The organism is Streptomyces roseolilacinus, from assembly GCF_014649335.1.
GTDB classification, from domain to species: domain Bacteria; phylum Actinomycetota; class Actinomycetes; order Streptomycetales; family Streptomycetaceae; genus Streptomyces; species Streptomyces roseolilacinus.
Map to the genome: position 1 here is coordinate 240,867 of NZ_BMSV01000007.1, position 17,674 is coordinate 258,540.

At 76.4% G+C, this 17,674-nt stretch carries 17 protein-coding genes, 1 pseudogene and 1 riboswitch; of the genes and pseudogenes, 10 read left to right on the forward strand and 8 right to left on the reverse strand.

What is annotated here, in order from left to right; translation table 11 throughout:
* Positions 1 to 99: 99 nt before the first annotated feature.
* A riboswitch (cobalamin riboswitch) is annotated at positions 100 to 168 on the reverse strand.
* An 86-nt stretch (positions 169 to 254) separates the two neighbouring features.
* Positions 255 to 878: a TetR family transcriptional regulator gene (locus tag IE106_RS18835; protein WP_189535528.1), complete on the reverse strand. Its 624-nt coding sequence runs from the start codon at positions 876 to 878 to the stop codon at positions 255 to 257.
* Between the two features lie 241 nt (positions 879 to 1,119).
* Between IE106_RS18835 and IE106_RS18840 the strand changes: the two genes are divergently transcribed.
* Genes IE106_RS18840 through IE106_RS18850 form a run of 3 tightly spaced genes read left to right on the forward strand, consistent with a single transcriptional unit; the run spans position 1,120 to position 4,326 of the window.
* Positions 1,120 to 2,466 (forward strand): glycosyltransferase family 4 protein, encoded by a 1,347-nt coding sequence (locus tag IE106_RS18840; protein WP_189535530.1) that lies wholly within the window; start codon positions 1,120 to 1,122, stop codon positions 2,464 to 2,466.
* 58 nt (positions 2,467 to 2,524) lie between these two features.
* Complete coding sequence (locus tag IE106_RS18845; protein WP_189535532.1) at positions 2,525 to 3,259, forward strand: class I SAM-dependent methyltransferase; 735 nt, start codon at positions 2,525 to 2,527, stop codon at positions 3,257 to 3,259.
* Positions 3,256 to 4,326: a prenyltransferase/squalene oxidase repeat-containing protein gene (locus tag IE106_RS18850; RefSeq protein ID WP_189535534.1), complete on the forward strand. Its 1,071-nt coding sequence runs from the start codon at positions 3,256 to 3,258 to the stop codon at positions 4,324 to 4,326. The genes IE106_RS18845 and IE106_RS18850 overlap by 4 nt, the downstream gene beginning before the upstream one ends.
* An 86-nt stretch (positions 4,327 to 4,412) precedes the next feature.
* On the opposite strand, the gene IE106_RS18855 is transcribed toward IE106_RS18850, so the two are convergent.
* The 3 genes from IE106_RS18855 to IE106_RS18865 all read right to left on the reverse strand — a co-directional run bounded on the left by IE106_RS18855 (position 4,413) and on the right by IE106_RS18865 (position 6,985).
* Positions 4,413 to 5,276, reverse strand: a complete 864-nt coding sequence (locus tag IE106_RS18855; protein WP_189535536.1) for a hypothetical protein — start codon at positions 5,274 to 5,276, stop codon at positions 4,413 to 4,415.
* A 94-nt stretch (positions 5,277 to 5,370) separates the two neighbouring features.
* Positions 5,371 to 6,282 (reverse strand): N-acetylmuramoyl-L-alanine amidase family protein, encoded by a 912-nt coding sequence (locus IE106_RS18860; RefSeq protein ID WP_189535538.1) that lies wholly within the window; start codon positions 6,280 to 6,282, stop codon positions 5,371 to 5,373.
* 10 nt (positions 6,283 to 6,292) lie between these two features.
* Entirely contained in the window at positions 6,293 to 6,985 is a 693-nt protein-coding gene (locus tag IE106_RS18865) for a class I SAM-dependent methyltransferase (protein WP_189535540.1), read from the reverse strand.
* Between the two features lie 265 nt (positions 6,986 to 7,250).
* Between IE106_RS18865 and IE106_RS18870 the strand changes: the two genes are divergently transcribed.
* From IE106_RS18870 to chsH3, 3 genes are all read left to right on the forward strand, one after another.
* A complete protein-coding gene (locus tag IE106_RS18870; protein WP_189535544.1) occupies positions 7,251 to 8,723 on the forward strand; it encodes an MFS transporter in 1,473 nt (490 codons plus the stop codon).
* 213 nt (positions 8,724 to 8,936) lie between these two features.
* Positions 8,937 to 9,689, forward strand: a complete 753-nt coding sequence (locus IE106_RS18875) for a GNAT family N-acetyltransferase (RefSeq protein ID WP_189535545.1) — start codon at positions 8,937 to 8,939, stop codon at positions 9,687 to 9,689.
* Between the two features lie 225 nt (positions 9,690 to 9,914).
* On the forward strand, positions 9,915 to 10,778 hold the full coding sequence (gene chsH3 / locus IE106_RS18880; protein WP_189535547.1) for an enoyl-CoA hydratase ChsH3: 864 nt from the start codon (positions 9,915 to 9,917) through the stop codon (positions 10,776 to 10,778).
* Between the two features lie 92 nt (positions 10,779 to 10,870).
* On the opposite strand, the gene IE106_RS18885 is transcribed toward chsH3, so the two are convergent.
* Together IE106_RS18885 and IE106_RS18890 are read right to left on the reverse strand one after the other, a co-directional pair.
* A complete protein-coding gene (locus tag IE106_RS18885; protein ID WP_189535549.1) occupies positions 10,871 to 11,029 on the reverse strand; it encodes a hypothetical protein in 159 nt (52 codons plus the stop codon).
* A 49-nt stretch (positions 11,030 to 11,078) separates the two neighbouring features.
* On the reverse strand, positions 11,079 to 12,260 hold the full coding sequence (locus IE106_RS18890; RefSeq protein WP_189535552.1) for a hypothetical protein: 1,182 nt from the start codon (positions 12,258 to 12,260) through the stop codon (positions 11,079 to 11,081).
* A gap of 210 nt (positions 12,261 to 12,470) precedes the next feature.
* Between IE106_RS18890 and IE106_RS30845 the strand changes: the two are divergent.
* From IE106_RS30845 to IE106_RS18910, 4 genes and pseudogenes are all read left to right on the forward strand, one after another.
* A pseudogene (locus IE106_RS30845) lies at positions 12,471 to 12,952 on the forward strand (ABC transporter substrate-binding protein); the annotation flags it as partial.
* 222 nt (positions 12,953 to 13,174) lie between these two features.
* The gene (locus IE106_RS18900; protein WP_189535909.1) at positions 13,175 to 14,014 is read left to right on the forward strand and encodes a Nif3-like dinuclear metal center hexameric protein; all 840 of its coding nucleotides are present in this window, start codon (positions 13,175 to 13,177) and stop codon (positions 14,012 to 14,014) included.
* Positions 14,011 to 14,754 (forward strand): zinc ribbon domain-containing protein, encoded by a 744-nt coding sequence (locus tag IE106_RS18905; protein WP_189535912.1) that lies wholly within the window; start codon positions 14,011 to 14,013, stop codon positions 14,752 to 14,754. The genes IE106_RS18900 and IE106_RS18905 overlap by 4 nt, the downstream gene beginning before the upstream one ends.
* Entirely contained in the window at positions 14,754 to 16,157 is a 1,404-nt protein-coding gene (locus tag IE106_RS18910; protein ID WP_229840584.1) for a bifunctional RNase H/acid phosphatase, read from the forward strand. The genes IE106_RS18905 and IE106_RS18910 overlap by 1 nt, the downstream gene beginning before the upstream one ends.
* On the opposite strand, the gene eda is transcribed toward IE106_RS18910, so the two are convergent.
* Both eda and yaaA read right to left on the reverse strand, forming a co-directional pair.
* Positions 16,132 to 16,812 (reverse strand): bifunctional 4-hydroxy-2-oxoglutarate aldolase/2-dehydro-3-deoxy-phosphogluconate aldolase, encoded by a 681-nt coding sequence (eda, locus tag IE106_RS18915; RefSeq protein WP_373295960.1) that lies wholly within the window; start codon positions 16,810 to 16,812, stop codon positions 16,132 to 16,134. The genes IE106_RS18910 and eda overlap by 26 nt on opposite strands.
* Before the next feature lie 54 nt (positions 16,813 to 16,866).
* On the reverse strand, positions 16,867 to 17,649 hold the full coding sequence (gene yaaA, locus IE106_RS18920; protein WP_189535555.1) for a peroxide stress protein YaaA: 783 nt from the start codon (positions 17,647 to 17,649) through the stop codon (positions 16,867 to 16,869).
* Between the last annotated feature and the right edge of the window lie 25 nt (positions 17,650 to 17,674).

A 17,674-nucleotide genomic window follows, 5' to 3' on the forward strand; every position in this document is an offset into this window, starting at 1 on the left:
GCACGGCGCGCGGAGGGCACCAGGCTCGGCTCCGTACTCCTCGACGGTGCCGGTCACCGGGCCGTTCCCGGGGACGCGAGCCGGTCAGACCCGTGACGAGGCATTCCGGCTCGCCGCCCGGGGCGGCTCACGGCTGCGGGGTCAGCGCCGGATTCGCACCGGCTTCCCCCCGTACGGGCATGAAGCGACGGGCACACTCTACCCGTGGGTCACCTGGCGGCCCCAGGGTGCTTCCCCGCCTCCCGGCGCCTTCGCTACCCCTCCCGGGGGCGCCCCCGAACCGCCCCGGGACCGTCGATCAGCCGGCAGGCCGTCTCGATGTCCAGCCGCACCTGCGCGATCGACGCCCGCCCGGACAGCCAGGTGACCAGCGCCGAGTGCCAGGTGTGCTCGATGACGCGGACCGCCGCCAGCTGCTCCGGCGTGGGGTGCTCCAGCCGCATGGCGTCCAGGATGATCGCCGTCGTCCGCCGCGACACGGCGTCCACCTCCGCGCTCACGCTCCGGTCGGCGAACGTCAGCGCCCGCACCATCGCGTCCGCCAGCTGCGGCTCCCGCTGCAGCGCGCGGAACGCCCGCATCAGCGTCTCGGCGACCCGCTCCGCCGGCCCCTCCCCGGCCGGGGGCCGCTTGCGCAGCGTCGCGTGGAGCCCGTCGAGCTGGTCCTGCATCGTGGCGACCAGCAGGTGGACCTTGGAGGGGAAGTAGCGGTAGAGGGTGCCCAGGGCGACCTCCGCCGCCTCGGCGACCTCCCGCATCTGCACGGCGTCGAAGCCGCCGCGGCCCGCCAGCCGCGCGCTGGCGTGGAGGATGCGGCGGCGCCGCGCCTCCTGCCGTGCGGTCAGGGGCGGTGACGCCGGCCTGCCTTCCACTGTCATGGGTCCCCGTCGATCCGTGCGTCGAGCGTCTCGTGCCGTCGTGTTCCGTGCCGTGGTGCGCGACAGTATGGCCCGGCCCCCGCCGTGGCGCGAATCACCTGTTCCGGTCCTCACGGGGGCGCTACCTGCCGGTAGATTCGAAGCTCCTCCGAGCGCCCGGGAACGATCAACTCTGAAACTTGTTCTAGATTAACGCGACCGGTTACGCTCCGCCGGAACGCAGGGATGGAAGGGGCCGCGAGTGACCGCTGAGGCCGTAGCAGCAGGCCCCCGTGCGGGCGCAGCAGCCGACGGAGAACGCCCGTTGCGCATCGCCCTCCTCACCTACAAGGGAAACCCGTTCTGCGGCGGCCAGGGCGTCTACGTACGGCACCTCTCCCGCGAACTGGCCCGCCTCGGCCACACCGTCGAGGTGATCGGCTCCCAGCCCTACCCGGTGCTCGACGAGGTCGGCGGCGGGGACGCCCCCGGGGCGGCGTCCGGACGGGTCGCGCTCACCGAGTTGCCCAGCCTCGACCTGTACCGCCAGCCCGACCCGTTCCGCACCCCCGGGCGCGACGAGTACCGCGACTGGATCGACGCCCTGGAGGTCGCCACCATGTGGACCGGCGGCTTCCCCGAGCCGCTCACGTTCTCCCTGCGCGCCCGGCGCCTCCTGGCCGCCCGCCGCGGGGACTTCGACGTCGTCCACGACAACCAGACGCTCGGCTACGGGCTCCTCGCCCCGCTCGGCGCGCCGCTGGTCACCACGATCCACCACCCCATCACCGTCGACCGGCGGCTGGAGCTGGACGCCGCCCGCGACTGGAAGCGCCGCGCCTCCGTACGCCGCTGGTACGCCTTCACGCGCATGCAGAAGCGCGTCGCGCGCCGCCTGCCGTCCGTCCTCACCGTCTCCGGCTCCTCCCGCCAGGAGATCGTCGACCACCTCGGCGTGCGCCCCGACCGCGTCCACGTCGTCCCCATCGGCGCCGACACGGGCCTGTGGTCCCCGGACCCGTCCGTCGCCGAGGTGCCCGGCCGGATCGTCACCACGTCCAGCGCCGACGTGCCCCTCAAGGGCCTCGTGTACCTGGTCGAGGCGCTCGCCAAGCTGCGCACCGAGGTCCCCGGCGCGCACCTCGTCGTCGTCGGCAGGCGCGCCGAGGACGGCCCCGTCGCCCGCGCCATCGAGCGGTACGGGCTCGACGGCGCCGTCCGGTTCGTCAAGGGCATCAGCGACGCCGAGCTCGTCGACCTCGTGCGCGGCGCCCAGGTGGCCTGCGTGCCCTCCCTGTACGAGGGGTTCTCGCTGCCCGCCGCCGAGGCCATGGCCACCGGCACGCCCCTGGTCGCCACGACCGGCGGCGCCATCCCGGAGGTTGCCGGACCGGACGGCGAGACGTGCCTGGCCGTACCGCCCGGCGACGCCGGCGCCCTGGCCGCCGCGCTCGGCCGCCTCCTCGGCCCCGACGGCGCCGGGCTGCGGGCCCGCCTCGGCGCGGCCGGACGCGCCCGGGTCCTGGAGCGCTTCACCTGGGCCCGCGCCGCGCAGGGCACCGCGGACCGCTACCGCGAGGCCGTCGCCGCGCACGGAGCGCGTCGATGACGGCCACCCCCCTCGCACCCCCGCCCTCCGCCACGGACCGTGAAAGCAGGCCCCGCACGTGCTGACCGTCGACTTCACCCGCTTCCCGCTCGCCCCCGGCGACCGCGTGCTCGACCTGGGCTGCGGCGCCGGGCGGCACGCGTTCGAGTGCTACCGGCGCGGGGCGCGGGTCGTGGCCCTCGACCGGAACGGCGAGGAGATCCGCGAGGTCGCCAGGTGGTTCGCCGCCATGGAGGAGGCCGGCGAGGCCCCGGCCGGGGCCACCGCCACCGCGATGGAGGGCGACGCCCTCAACCTGCCGTTCCCCGACGCCTCGTTCGACGTGGTGATCATCTCCGAGGTGATGGAGCACATCCCCGACGACAAGGGCGTCCTCGCCGAGATGGTCCGCGTCCTCAAGCCGGGCGGCCGCATCGCCGTCACCGTCCCCCGCTACGGACCCGAGAAGGTCTGCTGGGCGCTGTCCGACGCCTACCACGAGGTCGAGGGCGGCCACATCCGCATCTACCGGGCCGAGGAGCTCCTCGGCAGGATCCGCGAGGCCGGCCTCCGCCCGTACGGCACCCACCACGCGCACGCCCTGCACTCCCCGTACTGGTGGCTGAAGTGCGCGTTCGGCGTGGACAACGACAAGGCGCTGCCCGTGCGCGCCTACCACAAGCTGCTGGTCTGGGACATCATGAAGAAGCCCCTGGCCACCCGGCTCGCCGAACGGGCCCTCAACCCCGTCCTCGGCAAGAGCTTCGTGGTGTACGCGACGAAGCCCCACCTCCCGGCGGACGCCGCGCTGTGACGCCGCCCGAGCGCACCGAACACCTGACCCTGCCCGGCGTGCTGACCGCCGGGCAGGCCGCCGAGACCGTCGCCGGCATCCTCGCCGCCCAGCGCGACAGCGGCGCCATCCCCTGGTTCCGCGGCCACCACCTCGACCCGTGGGACCACACCGAGGCCGCCATGGCCCTCGACGCCGCCGGGGAGCACGACGCCGCCGCCCGCGCCTACGCGTGGCTCGCCCGCCACCAGAACCCGGACGGCTCCTGGTACGCCGCCTACCACGACGGCGACGCCGACCGGCCGACGGACCTCGCCCGCGAGACCAACTTCTGCGCGTACGTCGCGGTCGGCGTCTGGCACCACTACCTGACCACCGGCGACGAGGCGTTCCTCGACCGCATGTGGCCCGTCGTCCGCGCCGCCGTCGCGTTCGTCCTGGACCTCCAGCAGCCCGGCGGGCAGATCGGCTGGAAGCGGGAGGCGGACGGCACGCCCGTCACGGACGCCCTGCTCACCGGCAGTTCCTCCGTCCACCACGCCCTGCGCTGCGCCCTGGCCATCGCCGAGCACCGCGAGGAGCCCCAGCCGGACTGGGAGCTCGCCGCCGGCGCCCTCGCCCACGCCGTCGCCCGCCACCCGGAGCGGTTCCTCGACAAGGGCCGCTACTCGATGGACTGGTACTACCCGGTCCTCGGCGGCGCCGTCACCGGCGCGGCGGCGAAGGAGCGCATCGAGAGCCGCTGGGACGAGTTCGTCGTCCCCGGCCTCGGCGTGCGGTGCGTCATCCCCAACCCGTGGGTCACCGGCGGCGAGAGCTGCGAACTCGCCCTCACCCTCTGGGCGATGGGGGAGTCCGACCGGGCCGTGGACATCCTCCGTTCCATCGGCCACCTGCGCGCCGAGGGCGGCCTGTACTGGACCGGGTACGTCTTCGAGGGCGACCGCGCCGTCTGGCCCGAGGAGCTCACCACCTGGACGGCGGGCTCGCTGCTCCTCGCGGTCGCCGCGCTCGGCGGCGACGAGGCGACGGGGGCCGTGTTCGGCGGCGAGCGCCTGCCGACCGGCCTGGCACCGGACTGCTGCTGACCCCACGGGGCACGGCCACGCGAACGGGCCCGCCCACCCGCCTTCCGGCGTGGTGGGCGGGCCCGTTCCGTGCGACGCGGGGCGGGTCAGCCGCGCTGGATGCCCGTCGTGTCCTGCAGGACGCCGCGGCGGCCGTCCTGCGTCTGCGCGACCAGGGCCGCGCCGCGCTGCTCCACGGCCAGGTACCAGGTGCCCGGCGCCAGTTCGGCGATCGGCGTCGGCGAGCCGTCCTCGGCGTACAGCGGCCGCGCCACCGGCACGGCGAACCAGAACGGGGCGAAGTCCCCGGCCGGAGCACCCTGCTGGGCCGTGGCCGGAGCGCCCTGCTGGTCCGGCTGGTGCTGGTGGTGCGCCTGCTGCGGCTGCTGGGCGTCCGCCGGACCCGGCTGGCCCGGCTGCTGGCCGCCGACCGGGTAGCCGTAGCCGCCCGTACCGCCCGGCTGGGCGCCCGGGTAGCCGTAGCCGGCGCCGCCCGTCGCGCCCGGCTGGGCGCCGTACGGCTGGGGGGTCTGCGGGCGGGGGGCGCCCATCAGCGGCGCCTTCAGGGCCGGGACCAGCGGGGAGGCCACCGCGCCCGCGGCGAGCGCGATGGTGGCGAGCAGGCCGAGGATCATGCCGGCGCCCGCGGAGTTGACGTCCAGGATGGTCCAGAACGCCGTCCACAGCGCGAAGATGGTGAGGGCGACGCCGAACTGCCCCAGGTCGAGACCGGCCACCTTGCGCCCCGGCATGGCCCGCGCGAGGACGATCAGCGCCGCGCCGATGACGCCCGCGAGGAACATGCTCATCAGCAGGCCCAGCATGTCCCAGGCGTTGGGCATGTCGTAGTTCGAGCAGTCGATGCCGGTGGGGCAGTCGACGCTGCTCAAGCCGAGGAACGAGGCGATGAACAGCACCACCGCTGCTCCGATCACCACGCCATCGCCTCGAGTGAGGGAGCGGATGTTCACGTGAAAAGTCCTTCGTCGGTTCGTGTCGTCGTCAGGGGTGGCGCGAAACACGGGGGGCGCCCCATCGTACGGACGAATGTATCGTCCGCGCGGCCTACCCGAGCAGGTAGGTGCTGACCCCGTTCGCGATCCCCTGGGCGGCCCTCTGCCGCCACGCCGCGTCGGACAGCGAGGCGGCGTCCTGCGGGTCGCGCATGTTGCCGCATTCGACGAACACCTTGGGAACGGTCGACAGGTTCAGCCCGCCGAGGTCCTTGCGGACGTCCAAACCCGTTCCTCCGCCGAGGTAGTTGGCCGGGGCGGAACCGGTCGCCCGGGCGAACTCGGCCGCGATGCGCTCCCCGAGCGCGCGCGACGGCGCGACGATCGGCGCCGTGTCGGCCGCACCCGCCTTGACCAGGCCCGGAAGGATCACGTGGTGGCCCCGGTTGCCGACCGCCGAGCCGTCGGCGTGGACCGAGACGACGGCGTCGGCGCCCCTGCCGCCGCCCGCCCCGTTGCCGATGCGGGCGCGCTCGTCGATGCACGGGCCGAAGGGCCGGTCGGCGTCGTGCGTCAGCACCACGGTCGCCCCGAGGCGCCGGAGGGCCGTGCGCAGCCGGTGGGAGACGTCGAGGGTGAACGCGGCCTCCGTGTACCCGTCCCGCGTGGAAGTGCCGGTGGTGTCGCACTCCTTGCGGTTGGTGCCGATATCCACCTTCTCGTTGATCTTCGAGGGGTGCTGAAAATTCCCCGGATTGTGACCTGGGTCGATCACGACGACCTTGCCCGCGAGCGGTGCGGACGCGGGCGCACCGGCGGACGCGGACGCGGCGGCGGTGCCGGCCGGCGCGGGCGCGGCGCCGCCGCCCCGGCCGTCGGCACCCGGCCCGCCACCCGGCGGCCCGCCGGACGCCCCCGTCACGGCCCACCCCCCGGCGAGCAGGGCGGCCGCGGCGAGCGGCACGGCGGCCAGGAGGACGGCCTTCCGGAGGCGGGTGCGCTTCTGCGTGTCATCGTCGTACACGCGGGCGAGCCTAAGCGGTGCCGGGCGCTCCGGCTCGGAAGCCGAGGGCCGTTCGGCGCAGTACCCGCAGCGAGTCCGTCGCGGACACCTCCGTGAACGCCCCCGACTCCAGCGCCCGCCGGTAGATCCGGTACGGCGCCTGGCCGCCGTCCGCCGGATCGGGGAACACGTCGTGGATGACGAGCAGCCCGCCCTCCGCGACGCGCGGCGCCCACCCCTCGTAGTCGTTCACGGCGTGCTCGTCGGTGTGCCCGCCGTCGACGAAGACCAGCCCCACCTGCCCGGACCACACCCGCGCCACCTGCGGCGACCGGCCGACCACGGCGATGACGTGCTCCTCGAGCCCGGCGGCGTGCAGGGTGCGGCGGAAGGTCGGCAGGGTGTCCATCAGGCCCACCTCGGGGTCCACGACGGACGGGTCGTGGTACTCCCAGCCCGGCTGCTGCTCCTCGCTGCCCCGGTGGTGGTCGACCGTGACGGCCACAGTGCCGGCCGCCCGCGCCGCGTCGGCCAGCAGGATCGTGGAGCGCCCGCAGTACGTGCCGACCTCCAGCAGCGGGAGCCCGAGCCGCCCCGCGTCGACGGCCGCCGCGTACAGCGCGAGGCCCTCCCGCACGGGCATGAACCCCTTGGCCGCCTCGAACGCGGCGAGCGTCTCCGGCGACGGCTCCGGCGTCTGCTCCGGGGTGGGTGCGGCGCTCATGGGCGGGTTCCTCCAGGTCGTACGGGCGAACGAAGGCCATCGTCCCCCACGCCCCACCCCCAGGCGACGGCACCCCGGCCCGTACGACCCGGGGCCCTCACCGAGGGGGAGCGCCCCGACCGGTGCGAACGGCCCGGCGACGCCGACCGGCCGTGCGGCGCACCCGGCGCACCCGGCGCGCTTTCGGGACGCGAGGACCTAGGACCCGAGGCGCACGTCCCGTACGTCGATATCGGGATGTACGGGGTGCTGCCCAGCTGCGACCATGACAGGCATGGTCCAGCCTCGTACCGACGCCCCCGCCCCCGCCGCCCTCGCCGACCCCGAACTCCCCGCCCGGCCCTGGGCGGTGATCCTCGCCGCCTGCGCGGGCACGTTCCTCGTCGTGCTCGACGTGTCCGTCGTGAACGTCGCCCTGCCGTCGATGCGCGCCGACCTCGGCCTGTCCGCGCTGGCGTTGCAGTGGGTGGTGAACGCGTACTCCATAGCCTTCTCCGGGTTCATGCTGCTGGGCGGGCGGGCCGCCGACCTGTTCGGGCGCAAGCGGATGTTCCTGCTGGGCCTGACGGTGTTCACCGTCGCCTCCGTCGCGGGCGGACTCGCCCAGGAGGGCTGGCAGTTGCTCGCCGCGCGCGCCGCGCAGGGGCTGGGCGCGGCCGTGCTGTCGCCGGCGACGCTGACCATCGTCACCAGCGCCGTACCGGAGGGCCCGGCCCGGACGCGGGCCATCAGCACGTGGGCGGCGGTCGGCGCGGGCGGCGGCGCGGCGGGCGGCCTCGTCGGCGGCCTCCTCACGGACCTGCTGAACTGGCGCTGGGTCCTCCTCATCAACGTCCCGGTCGGCGCCCTCGTGCTGATCGCCGGCGCCGTGTGGGTGCGGGAGTCCCGGACGGGCGCCGGGCGCCGCCTGGACCTGCCGGGCGCGGTCCTCGTGACCACCGGGCTGGCGGCGTTCGCGTACGGCGTGGTGCAGACCGAGCAGGCCGGCTGGACGGAGCCCCGGACGCTGGTGCCGCTGCTCGGCGGGGTGGCGCTGCTGGCCGCGTTCGTGGCGGTGGAGTCCCGTACCCGCGAACCGCTCATGCCGCTGAAGGTGTTCCGGGCGCGGGCGGTGTCGGCGGCGAACGTCGCGCTGTTCGTCATCGGCTCGGCGACGTTCGCGTCCTGGTTCTTCATGACGGTGTACGCGCAGAACGTCCTCGGCTACAGCCCGCTGGAGGCCGGGCTCGCCCTGATGCCCAGCTCGGCCGGCGTCGTCGTCGGCTCCAAGCTGGCGCCGCGCCTGATGCCGCTGCTCGGCGCGCGGTTCCTCGCGGTGGGCGGCGCGCTGATCACCGCGACCGGTTTCGCCTGGCAGTCGCTGATGGACGTGGACGGCGCGTACGCCACGGACGTCCTGGGGCCGGGGATCATGATGATGACGGGGGTCGGGCTGGTCCTCACGCCGCTCGCCGCGATGGCCACGTCCGGCGCCGCGCCGGGCGACGCGGGCCTCGTGTCGGGCCTGGTCAACACCTCCCGCACGATGGGCGGCGCGGTCGGCCTGGCCGTCCTGTCGACCGTCGCCGCCTCCGGCGCGGCGGGGGCCGCCACCCCGGAGGCCCTCACCGCCGGGTACGCCCTCGCCTTCCGCACCGGCGCGGGCATCCTCCTCGCGGCCGCCGCGCTGATGCTCCTGTGGCTGCCCCGCCCGGTCTCCGCCCCGGCAGCGGGCAGGACGGCGCGCAACGGCGCCTGAGCGAAAAGGCGTTGCGCCCGCGGCCCGGCCGTGCCACGGTTTCCGGGTCCATGATCAGACGCGTTTCTCCACCAAGGGACTGAAGCCCATGATTGCGGCGCCTGCCAGCGGCCGCCGTCGGCACTGACCACTCCTCCTCACGGCGGCCCCACGTCGCGGTGACGCGCACCCGCGCGCACCGGTTCACCGACATCTACGTGAGGTCACTCCACCGTGGACACAGACGTCCAGAGCTTCGTCGTCGCCCACCTCCGTCGCCGCCCCGCGGTCGTCGAGACCGGGGGCTTCGTCGTCGGCATCGACCCGGGCACCACCAGCCCGTACCTCAACTACGCCACCCCCCTTCCCGGCGCGCGCCCCACGGCCCGCGACGTCGCCGCGCTCGTCGCGGCGTTCCGGGAGCGCGGGCTCACGCCCCGGCTGGAGTTCGCGCCGGACGCCGCGCCCGGGGTGGAGCCCGCCCTGCGCGAGGCCGGGTTCGCGACCGAGGCGGTGCACGAGTACCTGGTGTGCGCACCGGACACGTTCACCCCGCCGCCGGCCTCCGCGCCCCTGGCACGGACCCCGTCGACGGACGCGGAGTACGCGGCGGTCGACGCCGCCCTGTCCGAGGCGTTCGGCGGCGGGTTCGCCCCGTCCGCGGAGGGCGCGGCACGGCTGCGCCGCGTCCAGGAGGGCGGCGGCGCCGTGCGGTTCGTCCGGGCCCCGGACGGGGGCTGCGCGGGCGCCGCCACCTGCTCGGCGCCCGCCGAGGGCACCGCCGAGGCGGCGGGCGTGGGCACCCGGCCGGCGTTCCGCGGGCGCGGTGTCGCCGGCGCGGTCACCGCGGCCGTCACCGGGGCGCTGCTGGCGCGGGGCGCCCGCTCGGTGTGGCTGGAGTACTCCGGGGAGGGGTCCAGGCGCGTGTACGAACGCGTCGGCTACCGCCCCCAGGGCACCCGCCTGTACCTGGTCCTGCCGGACTGACCGGCACGGCGAGGGCCCCGCGCGACCCGCGCGGGGCCCTCCCGCCCGCCCGGCCCGGACCCCGCACCGGGCGGGCGGCACCTTCCGGCGGAGGTCCGGCCCGGCGGCACCCCCGGCGGCGGTCCGCCCCGGTGGCGGACCACCGCCTCCTTCCCCGCGGGGCCGCGGCGCGCTATACAGGCCGGGCCGGAGCCGTCCCCCACCACCCCGAGGAGCGCCCCGCCCATGCCCATCGACGCCACGAGGGCCCTGGCCGCCGAACCCTGGTCGGAGACCCTCGCGTGGGACCACAAGGACGTCCAGCTCTACCACCTCGGCATCGGCGCGGGCGTCCCCGCGACCGACCCCGCCGAGCTGCGCTACACGCTGGAGTCCCGGCTGCACGTGCTGCCGTCGTTCGCCACCGTCGCCGGCGGCGGGACGGGCATGCTCGCCGGGCTGTCCGCGCCCGGCGTCGACGTGGACCTCGCCGCCGTCCTCCACGGCGGGCAGCGCGTCGACGTGCACCGCCCGCTCCCGGTGCGCGGGCGGGCCGTCACCACCTCCCGCATCGCCGCCGTGTACGACAAGGGCAAGGCCGCCGTGCTCGTGCTGCGCTCCGAGACCGCCGACGACGACGGGCCGCTGTGGACGAGCGAGGCGGACGTCTTCGTGCGCGGCGAGGGAGGGTTCGGCGGCGAGCGCGGGCCCTCCCGCCCGGCCGCCGACGACCGGGTCCCCGACCGGGCGCCCGACCGGACCGTCGAGCGGCCCGTACGGGAGGACCAGGCGCTGCTGTACCGGCTGTCCGGCGACTGGAACCCGCTGCACGCCGACCCCTCCTTCGCCGCGCTCGCCGGGTTCGACCGGCCGATCCTGCACGGCCTGTGCACGTACGGCATGACGCTGAAGGCCGTCGTCGACACGGTGCTCGGCGGGGACGTCACCCGCGTCCGCTCGTACCGCACCCGCTTCGCCGGCGTCGTCTTCCCCGGCGAGACCCTCCGCGTCCGCATGTGGGACGGCGACGGCCGCGTCCGGGTCTCCGTCACCGCCGCCGAACGCGGTGACGCGCCCGTCCTCGCGGACACCGCCGTCGAGACCCGCTAGCCGCCGAGCCCCGCCGGCCGCCGGCGCGGGAACGCCGAGGGCCGCCCCGGGAATCCGGGACGGCCCTCTTCTCCGCTTCGCGGCGGCGGACGTTACGCCGCGCCGCCCTGGCCGGAACTCCTGCGGTGGCGGCCGTGCGGCTGCGCCGACGTGTCCTCCGACGGTGCCGGGCCCCCGCGGTGCTTTCCGGAGCCGCCGGCGTCCCCGTGCGCCCGCGTCGCCTGGGTCGTGTCGGTGCTGGCTTCAGACATGTGGTGAAGTCACCCCGTAATGATCGCTGTTGTGATGCGACCCGTGAGTCTAATGGGGCAGCGCGCGCCCCGTGAGAGGCGCCTGCTGCAACGGCACCGGCCGGTGCGCCGCCACCGCCGCCGGGGCGCCGTGCCGCCCCCCACCCGCGGCTTCCGCCGATCCGGTGGGCGCCGGCCCCGCCGCCTCCCGCGGTACGAGCGGGTCCGCCGCGCCCGCGACGCGCGCCAGTCCGCACGGCACCGAGGCGTTCGCGTACGGCAGGGACAGCGCCCCCTCCCGGGTCCACCGCCCCGCTCCCGCGAACCAGCCCTCCGGGGCGGGCAGTTGCAGCAGCCGCCGGGCCGCGGGGCGCCACACCCCGACCCAGCTCCCGGCCGCCGCGTCGACGCGCAGCGCCACCGCGCACGCCTCCGGCGTCAGCATCTGTCCCGGCTGCACCGCGAACGGCGTCAGCACCGCGTCCGCCGACCGCAGGCACTCGGGGAACCGCACCGGCCGGGTGCTGCCCAGCAGCCCCCAGCCCAGCCGCTCGCGTCCCGGTGACGGCGCGTCCGAGCGGATGAGCAGCAGCCCGCTGTCCGGGTCGGCCAGGAGCAGCCGGTCCCGGCTCTCCTCGGTGATCTGCAGCAGGGGGGTGACCTCCCCGCCCCGCCGCAGGTCCACCGCGACGGCCTTCACCGGTCCGCCGTCCGCCGCCCGGTCCAGGGCGAGCAGCCGCCCCTCCCGGTCCAGCCACACCCCGCCCGAGCAGTGCCCCCGGACCTCGGCGACGTGCTCCGGCCCCGACGCGCCGCCCGCCACCCGCCAGACGCCCGTCGAACGCCCGCCCACCGCCAGCGCGTACGCGCACACCCCGTCCGGGGCGGGCGGCAGCAGCCGCACCGACTCCGCCTCGACCGCGCCGAGCGGCAGCTCGCCCGTCCTCGGGCCCGTCGGGTACAGCAGCGAGAACGTGCACCTCCCGGCGACCCGGCGCGCGATGAGCACCCGGCCGTCCGCGAGCGGCAGCAGTTGGGCGTGCGGGTCCTCGGGCTGCCCGAGCGGCAGCGGAACGGCGTACGGCTCCGGTCCGTCGAGCGTCCAGCGCTCGGGGAACAGCGCCTCGCCCTCACCGGCCAGCCGGGCCGCGTAGGAGCCGTCCGCCGCGATCGTGAACCCCCTCCCGCCGACCGCACCGTCCCCGTCGCCGACCTCGTCCCGAGCGGTGGCCTCGATGGCGCAGGCTGTCATGGCTCGTCACCTCCGGCCCCGACGCTAGTTTTCGCACTTCCACCCGAACGGTGCGAGACCGTCTGTTTCACACATAAGGGTGGCCGCAGCGGGGTTCGCCTGAGGGGAAGGGGGGCGGTGTGCTGGACGGAGCCTCCGCTGAGCAAGGCCTCCCCAAGCGGAATTCGAAGGTCCGGGTTCCGCCCGTCCCCGTCCCCGCCAGGAGCCGCCATGTCCGTACGGTCCGTACGACGCCGCCGCGCCACCGCCGCCGTCGTCGCCCTCGCCGCCGCGCTCTCCCTCGCGGCCTGCGGCAGCCAGGACGGGAACGGCGCCGGCGGCACCGGGGACGGGGCGGCCGACAAGAGGTCCGTCGCCCAGGGCGGCCAGGGCTTCGGCGGTGCCCGCGCCAAGACCGCGGCGCTCGGCACCGACGCCGAGCCCGGCCGGTTCCCGCGCACCCTCACCCACGCGATGGGCGAGACGGAGATCAAGGCCGCGCCGCGGCGGGTCGTCGTCCTCGACGTCGGCGAGCTCGACAACGTCGTCTCCCTCGGGGTCAAGCCCGTCGGCTACGCCCCCGCCGAGGGCGACCCCGACCTGCCCGCCCACCTGGCGAAGGACGGCGGCAGCCCGAGAGCGTCGGCACCATCAACAGCCTCGACCCGGAGGCCATCGCCAACCTGAAGCCGGACCTCATCCTCGGCAGCCGGCACCCGCCCGCGGCACCCCGGCACCCGCCCGCGGCACCCCGGCACCCGCCCGCGGCACCCCGGCTCCCGCGCCCGACGCGCGGGAGGCCGGGGCGCCGCGCGTCCGGCGCGGGGGCGGCCGGGATGCGGCCCCCGCCCCCGGACGGCGGCCCCGCGCCCGGGCCGGGGCGGGCGCCACCGGGTCGGCCGGGCCCGGGTGGGGTTGCGGGTAGCCTTGGGGGCGTGCCACGTCTTACCGAAGTCCTCGCCGAGCTCGACGCCCTCTGGCCCCCCGAGCGGGCCGAGCAGTGGGACGCCGTCGGCACGGTCTGCGGCGACCCCGACGCCGAGGTCGACCGCGTCCTCTTCGCCGTCGACCCCGTCCAGGAGGTCGCCGAGGAGGCGATCCGGCTCGGCGCCCGGCTGGTCGTCACCCACCACCCCCTCTACCTCCGTGGGACGACGACCGTCGCGGCCTCCCACTTCAAGGGCCGCGTCGTGCACACCCTCATCAAGCACGACATCGCCCTGCACGTCGCGCACACCAACGCCGACACCGCCGACCCCGGCGTCTCCGACGCCCTCGCGGGCGCCCTCGGCCTGCGCGTGACCGGCCCCCTCGTCCCCGAGAACGGCCTCGGCCGGATCTGCGAGGTGGACCCGCCGGAGACGCTCCGCGCGTTCGCGGCACGCGCCGCGGAGCGGCTGCCCGCCACCGCCCAGGGCATCCGCGTCGCGGGCGACCTCGACGCGACGGTCCGCACGGTCGCCGTCAGCGGCGGCTCCGGCGACAGCCTGTTCGACGCGGTGCGCGCGGCCGGCGTCGACGCGTTCCTCACCGCCGACCTGCGCCACCACCCGGCCTCCGAGGCCACCCAGCACTCCCCGCTCGGCCTCGTCGACGCGGCCCACTGGGCCACCGAGTGGCCCTGGTGCGAACTGGCCGCCGCCCAGCTCGACGAGATCTCCGACCGCCACGGCTGGAACCTGCGGGTGCACGTCTCGAAGACGGTCACCGACCCGTGGGCCGCCCACCACACGTCCCCCTCCGCTCACCACACCTCCCCTGGAGCCCCCAACTGAACGCCGCGCCCGCCGACCAGATCCGACTCCTCGACGTCCAGGCCCTCGACACGCGCCTGTCGCAGCTCGCCCACAAGCGCAGGACCCTGCCCGAGCACGCCGAGATCGAGTCGCTGACCAAGGACCTCACCCAGCTGCGAGACCTGCTCGTCGCCGCGCAGACGGAGGAGAGCGACTGCGCCCGCGAGCAGAAGAAGGCCGAGCAGGACGTGGACCAGGTCCGCCAGCGCGCCGTCCGCGACCAGCAGCGGCTCGACTCGGGCGCCGTCACCTCCCCGAAGGACCTGGAGAACCTCCAGAAGGAGATCGTCTCCCTGTCGAAGCGCCAGGGCGACCTGGAGGACGTGGTCCTGGAGGTCATGGAGCGCCGCGAGTCCGCGCAGGAGCGGGTGGACGAGCTGACCGAGCGCGTCTCCTCCGTCCAGGCGAAGGTCGACGACGCGACGGCCCGCCGCGACCGCGCGGAGGACGGGCTGGACACCGAGGCGGCGGCCGTCGCCAAGGAGCGGGAGCTGGTGGCCGGTTCCGTGTCGGCGGGCCTGATGGAGCTGTACGAGAAGATCCGCGGGCAGCAGGGCGGCGTGGGCGCGGCCCGCCTGTACCAGCGCCGGTGCGAGGGCTGCCACATCGAGCTGAACATCACCGAGCTGAACGACGTCCGGTCCGCCGCGGCCGACACGGTCGTGCGGTGCGAGAACTGCCGCCGCATCCTGGTCCGCACGGCGGAGTCCGGCCTGTAATGAGCGGGGTGCGGCTGCGCGAGCTGATCGTCGAGGCCGACGGCGGCTCCCGGGGCAACCCGGGCCCGGCCGGGTACGGCGCGGTGGTCCTGGACCCGGTGTCGGGCGAGGCCCTGGCGGAGACCGCCGAGTACATCGGCGTCGCCACCAACAACGTCGCCGAGTACAAGGGCCTCCTCGCCGGGCTCCGCGCGGCGCGCGAACTGGCGCCGGAGGCGGCGGTGCGGGTCCGGATGGACTCCAAGCTGGTCGTCGAGCAGATGTCCGGGCGCTGGAAGATCAAGCACCCGGACATGAAGCCGCTCGCGGCGGAGGCCGCCCGGATCTACCCGCCGGGACAGGTCTCGTACGAGTGGATCCCGCGCGAGCGCAACAAGCACGCGGACCGGCTCGCCAACGAGGCGATGGACGCGGGCCGCCAGGGCCGCCGGTGGCAGCCCTCCGCGTCGCGCGCCGCCCTGGACGCGACCGCCGCCCGCGTCGTCGGCGACGCGGCGGCGGGCGCGGCGAGGGCCCGGGCGGCCCTGGCCGACGCGGCCGGGCCGGCCGTCCGGGAGGCGGCCCCCGCGGCGCACCCCGCCCCGGCCGGCGCGGCGTCCGGCACGCTCGCCGTACCGGCCCCGGCGCCGTGGCCCCGCTCCGCCGGGGCACCCGGGGACGCGCTCGCCGCCCCGGAGGCGGCCGGGGGCCCCGGACCCGCCGCCACCGCCCCCGCGCCCGCCGCCGGCGCGGCGGCGACGCCCGCCACCCCCTCCGTCGGATGGGCCGCGCCCGCCGACCTCGGGGCGCCCGCCACGTTCGTGCTGCTGCGGCACGGGGAGACCGCGCTGACGCCCGAGAAGCGGTTCTCCGGCAGCGGCGGCAGCGACCCCGAACTCTCCGCCGTCGGGCGGCGGCAGGCCGAAGCCGTCGCCGCCGCGCTCGCCGCGCGCGGCACCGTGCGGGAGATCGTCTCCTCGCCGCTGCTGCGCTGCCGCCAGACCGCGGCGACCGTCGCCGGGCGCCTCGGCCTCGACGTGCGGATCGAGGACGGGCTGCGCGAGGCGGACTTCGGGGCGTGGGAGGGCCTGACCTTCGCCGAGGTGCGGGAGCGCTACCCGGACGACCTGGACGCCTGGCTCGCCTCGCCGAAGGCCGCCCCCACGGGCGGCGAGTCGTTCGCGGCCGTGTCGCGCCGGGTCGCCGCGGCCCGCGACCGGCTGACGGAGCGTCACGCGGGCCGCACCGTCCTGGTCGTGACGCACGTGACGCCCATCAAGACGCTGGTCCGCCTGGCGCTGGGCGCCCCGCCCGAGGCGCTGTTCCGGATGGAGCTGTCCGCCGCGTCCCTCTCGGCCGTGGCCTACTACCGGGACGGCAACGCCTCGGTCCGGCTCCTCAACGACACGTCGCACCTGCGCTGACCGCCGCCCCGCCGGGGGGACCGCCGAGCGCCGCCGCCTCGCGCGCCAGGGACTCCACCCGCCTCCAGTCCCCGGCGGCGAGCGCGGCGGGCGGCGCCACCCAGGTGCCGCCCACGCAGCCGACGTTCGGCAGGGCCAGGTACTCCCGCGCCGACACCGCCGAGACGCCGCCCGTCGGGCAGAACCGCGCCTGCGGCAGCGGCCCGGCCAGCGCCGCCAGGTACGCGGCGCCGCCCGCCGCGCCGGCCGGGAAGAACTTCATCTCCCGCACCCCGCGCTCCAGCAGCGCCATGACCTCCGACGCCGTCGACACCCCCGGCAGGTACGGCACCCCCGACGCCTCCATCGCGTCGAGCAGCCCGCCCGTCCAGCCGGGGCTCACCAGGAACCGCGCGCCCGCCGCGACGGCGTCCGCCGCGGCCCGCGCCGACACGACCGTGCCCGCCCCGACCAGGCACCGGGGCACCTCGGCGGCGACCGCCCGGATCGCGTCGAGCGCGGCCGGGGTCCGTAGGGTCACCTCGACCGCCCGCAACCCGCCCGCCACCAGCGCCCGCGCCAGCGGTACGGCGTCGGCGGCGTCCTCGACGACCACGACGGGCAGGACGGGCACGGCCGGCACGGCCAGCAGCGGTTCCGGCGTCATGCCCGGCATCCTGCCCCGGCCCGGCACCCCCCGCAACGGCCGTTGCAGGCGGTGCAACGAAGGTCAGTGGACCTCGTCGACCAGCACGTCCAGCGACCACGCCGCACCGGCCCGCCCCGGCGCCTCGCCCTCCACCACGTACCCGAGGTCCCGCAGCGCCTCCACCAGTTCGCCCGGCGTCGCGGGCGCCGCGCCCGCCTCCAGCAGGCCGCGCACGATCCGGCCCTTCGTCGCCTTGTTGAAGTGGCTGACCACCTTCCGGGTCGGCGCGTGCAGCACCCGCACGGTCGCCGTGCGCCCGGCCACCTCGCCCTTCGGCCGCCACGCCGCCGCGTACGCCGCCGACCGCAGGTCCAGCACCAGCCCGTCCCCGGCCACCTCCGGCATGACCTCCGCCATCGGCCCGCGCCAGTACGCGCCGAGCGCCCCCAGCCCCGGCAGCCGCACGCCCATCGAGCAGCGGTACGACGGGATCCGGTCGTCGATCCGCACCGCCCCCCACAGCCCGGAGAACACCAGCAGCGACGCCCGTGCCCGCTCCCGCGCCGCCGCGTCCAGCGTCGCCAGGCCCAGCGCGTCGTACAGGACGCCCGTGTACACCTCCCCGGCGGGACGGGCCCCGGCGGTCGCCAGCGCGGCGTTCTTCGCGACCTCGCCGCGCAGCCCCTCGCTCAGCCCGAGCACCTCGCGCGCCTTCTCCTCGTCGGCGGCGCACAGCTCGACCAGCTCCGCGAACACGGCGGCCCGCGCCTTCGCCAGTCCCGGCAGGGACAGCGCGTCCGGCTCCAGCGGCGCGCCGCGCCCCGAGGCGGCCTTGCCCTCCGACGGCGGCAGCAGCACGAGCACGGTGGTTCTCCTCACGAACGGAAAC

Bases quoted from the DNA above. Each gene is read 5' to 3' on its own strand.
- IE106_RS18910 (WP_229840584.1), top strand. From the start codon at position 14,754: ATGAGCGGGGTGCGGCTGCGCGAGCTGATCGTCGAGGCCGACGGCGGC.
- IE106_RS18865 (WP_189535540.1), bottom strand. From the start codon at position 6,985: ATGAGCGCCGCACCCACCCCGGAGCAGACGCCGGAGCCGTCGCCGGAG.
- IE106_RS18835 (WP_189535528.1), bottom strand. From the start codon at position 878: ATGACAGTGGAAGGCAGGCCGGCGTCACCGCCCCTGACCGCACGGCAG.
- IE106_RS18885 (WP_189535549.1), bottom strand. From the start codon at position 11,029: ATGTCTGAAGCCAGCACCGACACGACCCAGGCGACGCGGGCGCACGGG.
- IE106_RS18890 (WP_189535552.1), bottom strand. From the start codon at position 12,260: ATGACAGCCTGCGCCATCGAGGCCACCGCTCGGGACGAGGTCGGCGAC.
- IE106_RS18870 (WP_189535544.1), top strand. From the start codon at position 7,251: ATGACAGGCATGGTCCAGCCTCGTACCGACGCCCCCGCCCCCGCCGCC.
- eda (WP_373295960.1), bottom strand. From the start codon at position 16,812: ATGCCGGGCATGACGCCGGAACCGCTGCTGGCCGTGCCGGCCGTGCCC.
- chsH3 (WP_189535547.1), top strand. From the start codon at position 9,915: ATGCCCATCGACGCCACGAGGGCCCTGGCCGCCGAACCCTGGTCGGAG.